Origin of the sequence: Streptomyces sp. NPDC007164 (assembly GCF_040634135.1) — a bacterium.
In the GTDB taxonomy this organism is placed as follows: Bacteria; Actinomycetota; Actinomycetes; order Streptomycetales; family Streptomycetaceae; genus Streptomyces; species Streptomyces sanglieri.
In genome coordinates, this window is record NZ_JBEYFB010000001.1 from 577,124 (window position 1) to 586,854 (window position 9,731).

Genomic DNA, 9,731 nt, shown 5'->3' on the forward strand with positions numbered 1-9,731 from the left:
GGGCGCGGCCGGGAGGACCGGTCGCGTCCCGCGCTCGTGTTGAGGGGGACGTGGGTCAGGCTGCGGGCGTGGCGTTCAGCACGAGCTGGGCCGTGTTGTTGGCCGACTGCGGGTCGAACGGGAAGGTCGCGGGGCTGGAGCCACCGGTGGTGAGCATGACGCGGCCGGTCGCGTCGGGGACCAGTCGGTCGATACGCAGCTGGAAGGGGAGCGAGCGCGTCGTGTCCTCCACGGCCCAGTAAGGCAATTCACAGCTGTAACGCGGGGCGCCGGTCCGCTGTGGGTAGTAGCCGCCGCTCAGGGTGCGCGGCTCGCAGTCGGCGGGGGCGGAGGTGACGGTGGCGCCGTCGGGGACGGTGAAGTCGACGGCCGCGACCGGGTCGCCGGAGCCGAGGTTGCCGATCCAGGCCGGGCCGTTGTTGCGGAAGCCGAGTTCGGCGGTGACGGTCTCGCCGACGCCGCCCGTGACCTGGGCGCCCCGGGCCGCGAAGTCCGCCGTGTTCACCGCGCCGAAGGCGGCGATGGTGTAGTTGTCCTCGTCCGAGAGGTCCGTGGCTCCGTTGCCGGGCTCGACGCTGATGTCGAGGCGTTCGGCGTACGCGTGCGCGGTGAGGGCGACCCGCAGCGGCGACGGCAGGGTGAAGGCGTCACCCGGCTCGATGACCTGGTCGAAGGAGCAGGTGGCGTGGGACATCGGGGCGTCGTCGCCGCCGGTCGTCCGGTAGGTGCACTCGGGGTACTCGGTGAGGAAGTCGAGCCCGTACGAGGCGGAGAAGGTGGCGGTGAGGCCCTCGGACCGTTCGCTGCCCTTGTTGGTCACCGCGAACGGCACGGTCCGGGCGGTGCCCGGCTGGAGGTTCTTGGCCGGGGCGATCTCGCCGAGGGACAGGTCGGGGCCCGAACCGACCGAGACCGTGGTGTCGAACGAATCGCGCGGGGCCTCCAGCGTGCCGTCGGGGCCGCCGGTGGCCACGGCGGTGTAGGTGATCCGCCCCCGGGCCCCGATCGCGGCGCCGTCGGCGGCACGGACCGTGAGGTGGACCTGCGGGCTGTAGGCGTCACCGATGACGGGCACTTCGGAGACGGTGCAGACGGCCGTGGTCCCGGTCGGGGCGCAGTTGTCGGGCCAGGTCACCTCGGCCACCCCGGCGATTCCGGAGATGTCGACCGAGAGCCGGCCGTCGGTGACGGCGAAGTTGTCGTTGTCGTGGTAGAGCCCGATGTCCAGCGGGCTGCCCTCCGACGTGCTGCCGCCGGGGATCAGCTTCTGCTCGCTCGGTGCCTGTATCCAGAGCTGGTCGGTCTGCTCCTCGGCGAACGCGGGGGCCGCGAGGCCGGCGGTCAGCAGTCCGGCGGCTGCGGCTGCGCAGACACCGAGACGCACGGTGCGCCGGGCGGAGACGGGTCTCATGTTTCTCCCAGGGGTGGGCCATGAATGGCGGGCGAGTGGCGGGCGGCGGCCGGTGAGTCCGGCCCGATCGTTGGACGTTCAAGATCACTCGGGGGTTGTACGGCTCCGGCTGCCGCCGCCCCCGCTCTCTCAGGCTTTGCCTGCACACCCATTCCTGACGCGCCGTCAGTTCAGTAACCTGACAGGGCGTCAGCTTTTGGGAGCTGGCCGGGCACGATCACCCGACGGACCCCGAGCAGGAGTGGGCGGAACGATGCTTGGATCGACTCATGGCACCCTCACCACCGACTTCCGCGCCAGGGTGGTGGCCTGCGGCGAGGAGCCGCACGCCGCCGTCCACAGCATGACGGTCGCCGCCGCCACGGAAGGCGTGCTGGACGTCAGCGGCCGGCCGTTGTACGCGGCCGTGCCGGATCTGGACCGGTTCTTCCGGCCCGGGTCCGTGGCCGTCATCGGCGCGTCCGACACCGAGGGACGGCCCAACACCGGCATCACCCGGCAGCTGATCCGCTGGGCCGAGCGGGTCGGGGCGCGGCTGTATCCCGTGCATCCCACCAGGAAGTCCGTGTTCGGGCTGGCCTGTTCTCCTTCCGTCGCTCAGCTGCCGGAGCAGGTCGATCTGGCCGTGCTGCTGGTCGGCGACCCGCTCCCGGTGATCGAGGAACTCGCGCAGGCCAAGGTGCGGTTCGCCGTCGCCTTCGCCTCCGGGTTCGCCGAGACCGGCGAGGAGGGGGCCGCCGCCCAGGCGCGGCTGGCCGCGGCGGTGGAGCGGTCCGGGCTGCGGCTGCTCGGGCCGAACACCAACCTCAACGCCTTCGAGGAGTTCCGGGACGATCTGGACGGGCCGGCCATCGCGCTGATCACCCAGTCCGGCCACCAAGGCCGCCCCGTCTACACCCTCCAGGAACTGGGCGTGCGGCTCTCGCACTGGGCGCCCACGGGCAACGAGGCGGATCTGGAGACCGCCGACTTCATCTCGTACTTCTCGCAGCGCCCCGAGGTCGGGGCCATCGCCTGCTACGTGGAGGGGCTCAAGGACGGGCGCTCCTTCCTGCTGGCCGCGGACCGGGCGGCGCGGGCCGGCGTTCCGGTGGTGGCGGTCAAGGTGGGACGTACCGAGACGGGGGCCAGGATGGCCGCGTCACACACCGGCAAGCTGACCGGCGCCGACCAGGTGGTGGACGCGGCGATGCGGCAGTTCGGTGTGATCCGGGTGGACGGGCTCGACGAGCTCCAGGACACCGCGGCGCTGCTCGCGCGGGCCCGGAAGCCGCAGGCCGAGGGGGTCGTGGTGTATTCGATCTCGGGCGGCACGGGCGCGCACTTCTCGGACCTGGCGACCGGCGCGGGGCTGAACCTGCCCACCCTGTCCGAGGCGAAACAGCGTGAGCTGCACGAATGGATCCCGGACTATCTGAACGTGGCGAACCCGGTCGACAACGGCGGCCATCCGGTCGGCGACTGGCGCGGCCGGAAGATCATCGACGCGATACTCGCCGACCCCGACGTCGGGGTGCTGATCTGTCCGATCACCGGCCCCTTCCCGCCGATGAGCGACAAGCTCGCGCAGGACCTGGTGGACGCGGCGGAGAGCACGGACAAGCTGGTGTGCGTGGTGTGGGGCTCGCCCGTCGGTACGGAGGAGGCGTACCGCACGACGCTGCTCGGCTCGTCCCGCGTCGCCACCTTCCGTACCTTCGGCAATTGCATCACCGCCGTGAAGGCCTATCTGGACCACCACCGGTTCGCCGCTTCCTACCGCTCCCCCTTCGACGAGGCGCCGCGCACGCCCTCGCCCTCGTTCCGCAAGGCGCAGGCGCTGATGCGTCCGGGCCAGCAGCTGAGCGAGCACGCGGCGAAGCAGCTGCTGCGGGCGTACGGGATCCGGGTGCCGCGCGAGCAGTTGGTGACCAGCGCCGCGGCGTCCGTCCGGGCCGCGGCCCTGGTCGGCTACCCGGTCGTCATGAAGGCCTCGGGCGCCCGGCTCGCCCACAAGACCGAGCTGGGCCTGGTCAAGGTCGGGCTCACCTCCGCGAGCCAGGTGCGGGACGCGTATCGCGAACTGACCGACATCGCGCGGTTCGAGGGCGTCGAGCTGGACGGGATCCTGGTCTGCCAGATGGTCGAGCGGGGCGTCGAGATGATGGTCGGCGTCACACAGGACGCGCTTTTCGGGCCGACGGTGACGGTCGGGCTCGGGGGCGTACTCGTCGAGGTGCTGCACGACGCGGCGGTGCGGGTGCCGCCGTTCGGCGAGGACCAGGCGCGCTCGATGCTGGGCGAACTGCGCGGCCGGGCCCTGCTGGAGGGCGTGCGCGGCGGTCCGCCGGTGGATGTGGACGCGCTCGTCGAGGTCGTGCTGCGGGTGCAGCGGATGGCGCTGGAACTGGGCGACGATCTCGCCGAGCTGGACATCAACCCGCTGATGGTGCTCGGGCGGGGGCAGGGCGCGGTGGCGCTGGACGCGCTCGCCGTCTGCCGCTGACCGCCGCTCCCCCGACCCGCCCCACCACCACCGCCCGCGCCAACGGGCGCACGACCGGCCGAGCCACCACCCGCGCCATCGCCCGAACCGCCCGCCACCACGACCGCCACCGCGCCCACCCAGGAGCTGCCCCATGCCGTCCTCCCCCGAAGACATCACCGAGTCCACCGGGCCCGCCGAATCCGCCGAATCCGCCGACCCGCTCCATTCATTGGTACTCCACACCACTGACAACGGCGTCTCCTGGATCACGCTCAACCGCCCCGAAGCGATGAACGCCGTCACCTGGGAGCAGCGGGAGCGCGTCATCGGCCTGCTCGCCAAGGCCTCCGCCGACCCGGCGGTCCGGGCCGTGGTGCTCACCGCCACCGGCCGCGGTTTCTGCGCGGGCGCCGACCTGCGCGGCGCCCCGGCGACCGGCGAGCGGGTGCCGGGCGATGTCGCCCGTACGATCCGGCTCGGCGCTCAGCGTCTGATCGCCGCGGTCCTGGACTGCGAGAAGCCCGTCATCGCGGCCGTCAACGGCACCGCGGCCGGCATCGGCGCCCATCTCGCGTTCGCCTGCGATCTGGTGCTGGCCGCCGAATCGGCGAAGTTCATCGAGGTGTTCGTACGCCGCGGCCTCGTACCCGACGGCGGCGGCGCGTATCTGCTGCCCCGGCTGATCGGCCCGCAGCGCGCCAAGGAGCTGATGTTCTTCGGCGACTCGCTCCCGGCGGCGGAGGCGGAACGTCTGGGGCTGGTCAACCGGGTCGTCCCGGACGAGGAGTTGGCGGCGACGGCACGGGCGTGGGCCCAGCGGCTGGCCGAGGGACCGACCCGGTCGATCGCCCTCACCAAGCAGCTCGTCAACGCGTCGATGGACGCCGACCGCTCGACCGCGTTCGCCGCCGAGGCCATGGCCCAGGAGATCAACATGACCACGCAGGACGCCAACGAGGGCGTGGCGAGCTTCATCGAACGGCGGGCGCCGAAGTACCGGGGGGTCTAGAGACCGTCAAGAAGTACCGGGGGTCCGGAACCGTCAGGTGGGTGACAGAGCACCGGTGTCCAGGTCCAGATCGAACGGATGCGGCAGCCTCAGAACCGCGCCGAACGGGTGCGGGCCGTCCACATGGGTGTAGCCCAGGTGTCCGGGCTCGGAGAACAGGGTCACGCTGCCCTCGATCCGGTCGACGAGGAGGTACAACGGGGCCCGGTACTCGGCGTAGCGACGCCGCTTCACAACACGGTCGGTCTCCGCGTTCGACTCCGACGTGACCTCCACGACGAGCAGTGTCTGATCGGGGAGAAGGGCCCCGCCCCCCTTCGCCAGCGTCTCGGGCACGACGGCGATGTCGGGGACGTACCAGTTCGACGAACCGGGCAGGTCCAGGTTGCCCGAGCCCTCGACGCAGCCGAGTTCGTCGACACGGTCCTCGATCTGCCTGCGGACGATCCGGGCCGCCCGTTCGCGGTCCCAGGTCGGCGTCACGGGCTCGATGATCCCTTCGAGGATCTGAGCACGGTCCCCGCGGATCCGCTGTACCGCGAATTTCAGAGCGCGTTCGGAATCGATGCCCTGGCTGTAGTCGGGCGCACTGGTCATTCAGTGTCTCCTCCCGCCCAGCCGGTCCGACGACTCAGAGTAGCGGCCCGCAACCGGGTGCGGTCGCCATCCGGTGCGGTCAGCCCGGTGCCATGCGGCTGAGGGATTCCCAGGCGCGGTACTGCTCCGCGCGTTCGCGGCCCATCTCCTGGACGATGTCGTACGACCGGCCGCCGAGGATCAGGCGGCGCGGCGGGTCGGGCAGGGCGGCCAGTTCCAGGAGTACGGGGGCCGCCTCGCTCGGGTCCGGGCCCGCGTCGTCGCCCCACATCTCCTCCAGCCGGGTGCGCAGTCCGGCGTAGGCGGGGTCGGGTGCGGTCGCCGTGGTGCCGGAGGTGAACAGGCCCGTCGCATAGCCGCCCATCTGGACGATGGTGACCTTGACGCCGAACTGCTCGACCTCCATCGCCAGCGCCTCACTGACCGAGTCGAGCGCCGCCTTGCCCGCCGCGTAGAAGCCGACGGAGGCCATGCCGCCGCCGCTGCCCATCGACGTGACCTGGAGCAGGCGCCCGGAGCCGCGCGCACGCAGGTGGGGAAGTACGGCCTGGGCGACCCAGACCGCGCCGAAGAAGTTGACGTCGAGGTGGTCCCGAATCTGTTTCTCGGTGGCCTCCTCCACCATGCCGTACAGCAGACCGCCGGCGTTGTTGACCACGATGTCGAGGCCGCCGAAGGCCGCCGCCGCGCGTTCCACGGTCTCGAACACGGCCTGCCGGTCGGAGACGTCGAGGGACAGCGCGAGGAGCCGGTCCGGGTACTTCTCCGTCAGGACGGCGAGCGGGCCGACGTCGCGGGCCGCCGCCACCACCCGGTCCCCGGCGGACAGCGCGGCCTCCGCGAAGGCGCGTCCCAGGCCACGGGAGGCGCCGGTGATGAACCAGGTTCTGGTGCTCGGCACGGGATGCCACTCCTTCGTGAGTACGGTTACGAGACGAGACGCCCCGTCTCGCTTTGGACTCTAGCCGTCCCCGCCCGCCCCGCGCCAGGCAATTGGCAACGGTGACTTTCGGCAGTGTCGGGGCGCTTCCCTGCTGCGTACGGTCGTACGGGTGGAGCGGCGGAGAGGTGGAGGGGCCGAGCGAGTGAGGTCGAGCGGTGCGGTGCGGCGGGCGCTCGTCGCCCCGGGGAATCTGCTGGCGGTCGGGGCGGCGGTCTGTGTCGGGCTGAGCGCGGTCAGCATGTGGTGGGCGCTGCCCGCCGCCGTGGCGGCGTTCTTCGCGGGGCGGGAGCCCGGGAGGACCGGGCCCACGGTGCTGGTGCTCGTGGCGGTGCTGGCCGGCGGCGTGGGGGCGGTGGCCCTGGTGCCGTCCTGGCTGTTGATGGCGGGGCGGTTCGTCGCGGTGGTGGCGGTGGCCGCGATGCTGCCGTGGTTCGCGGGGCGCTTCTGGCGCCAGTACCAGGAACTCGTCCGGGCCGGCTGGGAGCGGGCGGGCCGGCTGGAGCGCGAACAGCGGCTCGTCGCCGAGCAGGCGCGGTCCCGCGAACGGGCCAGGATCGCCCAGGACATGCACGACGTACTCGGGCACGACCTCAGCCTCATCGCCCTGTCGGCCGGTGCCCTCAAACTGGCCCCCGGTCTCGACGAGGCGCACCGCGCCGCGGCCGGGGAGATCCGGGCCAGGGCGGCCGCCTCGGTGGAGCGGCTCGGCGAGGTGATCGGCCTGCTGCGCGAGGAGGCGGACGAGGAGGCACCGCAGCCGTCGCAGCCGTCCGGCACCGGTATCGCCCGGCTCGTCGAGGAGGCCGCGGCCGCCGGGCTGCCGGTCGTCCTGCGGGTCGAGGGGGAGGCCGGCGCCATCTCCCCGGCGGCCGCGCGGGCCGCCCAGCGGGTGGTCCAGGAGGCCCTGACCAACGCGGCCAAGCACGCGCCGGGGGCGCGGGTGGACGTACGGGTGACGCATGCGGCCGGGGAGACGACGGTCCGGGTGGAGAACGGGCCCTCGCCCGCACCGGCCCGCGCCGAGGACGTCCCGGGCACCGGGCGGGGACTGATCGGGCTCGACGAACGGGTACGGCTGACGGGCGGCGAGTTCGCGTACGGACCGTGCGGGGGCGACGGACAGTACGGGGACGACGGACCATGCCGGGGCGACGGACCGTACGGGGGCGGCTTCGCGGTCACCGCACGGATACCGCACGCCCCGCACGCCCTGCCCGCCGCACTGGTCCACCGAGCGCCCGCCGCGCTCCCCCACCGAGCACCCGCGGCTCCCCGGGCAGCTCCTGCGGCCGCGCCCCCGGCGCTTCCGCCGGAACACCGGCACGCCCGCAGCCGGGCCCGCCGGGCGCTGGCCGTCGCGGTCGTGCTGCCCCTGGTGGCCTGGGCGGTACTGAGTGCGGCGCTGATGGCCTGGGACATCCGCTCGGCCCGGCTGTCCGTACTGGACCCGGGCGACTACGCCCGGCTGCGGGTGGGTCAGGATCGGGAGGGCGTCGGGCGGCTGCTGCCCGACCGCGAGACCACGCAGCGGCCGGTGGCCGGGGAACCGAAGGGAGAAGGCATCACATGCAGGTACTACGCGATGACCGCGGACCGCTTCGACGACCGGTCCGGGGACGCCTACCGGCTCTGTTTCCGGGACGGCCGGCTGATGTCCAAGGAGGCGTTGACGCCATGAGACCGGGCGGCCCCGCGGGTACTGCCCACCCCGGGGAGGTGAGCGGACTGTGATCCGGGTACTGATCGCGGACGACGAGCCGATGATCCGCGCGGGGGTGCGCTCCGTGCTGTCCACCGATCCGGACATCGACGTCGTCGCCGAGGCCGCCGACGGGCGCGACGCGGTGGAGCTGGTACGCCGCCACCGCCCGGCCGTCGCCGTGCTCGACATCCGGATGCCCGGGACGAACGGCATCGACGCGGCGGCCGAGATCCGGCGCACCGTGCCGGAGACGGGGGTCGTGATGCTCACGACCTTCGGGGAGGACGACTACATCCTCCAGGCGCTGGGAGGCGGCGCCGCCGGTTTCCTGATCAAGTCGGGCGAGCCCGAGGAGCTGATCGCGGGGGTCCGCGCGGTGGCCGACGGGGCCGCCTATCTGTCACCGAAGGTCGCGGCCCGGGTCGTCGCCCACCTCTCGGCGACGGGCGCGGGCGCCCTGGCCGGCCGCCGGACCGCCGCCCGGGAACGGGTCGGTGCGCTCACCGGCCGGGAACGCGACGTACTGGCCTACCTCGGCAGCGGGCTGTCCAACGGGCAGATCGCCCGCCGACTCCACGTGGTGGAAGGGACGGTCAAGGCGCATGTGAGCTCCATCCTGGCCCGGCTGGGCGTGGACAACCGGGCCGCCGCGGCCGTCGTCGCCCACGAGGCCGGAATCGTCGCGCCCGCGCAGCCGCCGCTCGATCGCTGACGCGGCACGCCGGGCGAGCGGCAGGAACGCCAGCAGCACGGCCGCCACCACCGAGGCCCCGAGGACCGCGCCGGCCAGCACGTCGTGCGGGTAGTGCGCGCCGACCACGACCCGCAGCAGCGCCGCCGCCGCACCCACCGGCAGGGTGACGGCGGCGAGGCGCGGGCGCAGCACGGCCAGGCCCACGGCGAGGCCGACGGCGAGGGTGGCGTGGTTGCTCGGGAAGGACCAGTCGCCGGGCGGCGGGCACTCGGCGGCCGTCTCCGCGATGGAGTGCAGGGCCCGGCAGGGGCGTTCCTCGTCCACCACCAGCTTCACGGCCTCGCTCACCGCGTACGCCAGCACCGTGCCGATGCCGGTGAGCACCGTGCCCGCGGAGACCCGGGTGTCCCCGCGTCGTACGGCGCTCCACCAGACCCACGCAAGCAGCAGGCCCAAGACGACCAGGGTGCCGTCGGTGGCCGCCTCCAGCAGCGGTCCCGCCCAGGAGGGCGCGTCGGCCACCGCCCCGGTCACCGAGCGGTACGCGGACGCCGACGCACCGCCCGTCACCTCCACGGCACCGGCCGCGCCCAGCCCGCCCGGGGCGAGCCCCACGACGGCCGCTGCTCCGGCCCCCAGTACGACGCAGGCCGACAGCGGCCGTGCGGTCCGGGTAAGGGTGCGGGTCCTGCTTCCGGTTTCTCGTCTCATGAACGTGACCCTAGGAGCGGCGAGGGGTCGCGGACCCGGGCCGAACGGCAGGGCCCACCCCCGACGATCGTCGGGGGTGGGCCCTGCCGGGGAACCACGCAGCTGTGACGTCCGCGCGCACCGGCAGGTTCAAGCTGCCGGTCCTGCGCCCTTCCCATCTGACGACACGTCAGTTCTAATCGAGGGGTGATGGGACA

Annotated in this window: 7 protein-coding genes and 1 pseudogene; 4 read left to right on the forward strand and 4 right to left on the reverse strand. The window is 73.1% G+C overall.

Annotated features, from left to right (window positions below):
- Positions 1-55: 55 nt before the first annotated feature.
- The gene (locus ABZ622_RS02610) at positions 56-1,411 is read right to left on the reverse strand and encodes a hypothetical protein (RefSeq protein ID WP_360539568.1); all 1,356 of its coding nucleotides are present in this window, start codon (positions 1,409-1,411) and stop codon (positions 56-58) included.
- Between the two features lie 253 nt (positions 1,412-1,664).
- On the opposite strand from ABZ622_RS02610, the gene ABZ622_RS02615 reads away from it, so the two are divergent.
- Both ABZ622_RS02615 and ABZ622_RS02620 read left to right on the forward strand, forming a co-directional pair.
- The gene (locus ABZ622_RS02615; protein WP_360539570.1) at positions 1,665-3,896 is read left to right on the forward strand and encodes an acetate--CoA ligase family protein; all 2,232 of its coding nucleotides are present in this window, start codon (positions 1,665-1,667) and stop codon (positions 3,894-3,896) included.
- 133 nt (positions 3,897-4,029) lie between these two features.
- The gene (locus ABZ622_RS02620; RefSeq protein WP_360539572.1) at positions 4,030-4,887 is read left to right on the forward strand and encodes an enoyl-CoA hydratase-related protein; all 858 of its coding nucleotides are present in this window, start codon (positions 4,030-4,032) and stop codon (positions 4,885-4,887) included.
- Between the two features lie 33 nt (positions 4,888-4,920).
- On the opposite strand, the gene ABZ622_RS02625 is transcribed toward ABZ622_RS02620, so the two are convergent.
- Entirely contained in the window at positions 4,921-5,484 is a 564-nt protein-coding gene (locus ABZ622_RS02625) for a Uma2 family endonuclease (protein ID WP_360539574.1), read from the reverse strand.
- 79 nt (positions 5,485-5,563) lie between these two features.
- Positions 5,564-6,385: an SDR family NAD(P)-dependent oxidoreductase gene (locus tag ABZ622_RS02630; protein WP_360539576.1), complete on the reverse strand. Its 822-nt coding sequence runs from the start codon at positions 6,383-6,385 to the stop codon at positions 5,564-5,566.
- A 280-nt stretch (positions 6,386-6,665) separates the two neighbouring features.
- Here ABZ622_RS02630 and ABZ622_RS02635 point away from each other — a divergent pair, with 280 nt between their 5' ends.
- Together ABZ622_RS02635 and ABZ622_RS02640 are read left to right on the forward strand one after the other, a co-directional pair.
- Positions 6,666-8,105: a histidine kinase gene (locus tag ABZ622_RS02635; RefSeq protein ID WP_360540251.1), complete on the forward strand. Its 1,440-nt coding sequence runs from the start codon at positions 6,666-6,668 to the stop codon at positions 8,103-8,105.
- 49 nt (positions 8,106-8,154) lie between these two features.
- Complete coding sequence (locus tag ABZ622_RS02640; protein WP_360539578.1) at positions 8,155-8,841, forward strand: response regulator transcription factor; 687 nt, start codon at positions 8,155-8,157, stop codon at positions 8,839-8,841.
- A gap of 42 nt (positions 8,842-8,883) precedes the next feature.
- Here the strand turns inward: ABZ622_RS02640 and ABZ622_RS02645 are convergent.
- A pseudogene (locus ABZ622_RS02645) lies at positions 8,884-9,534 on the reverse strand (phosphatase PAP2 family protein); the annotation flags it as partial.
- Positions 9,535-9,731 lie beyond the last annotated feature (197 nt).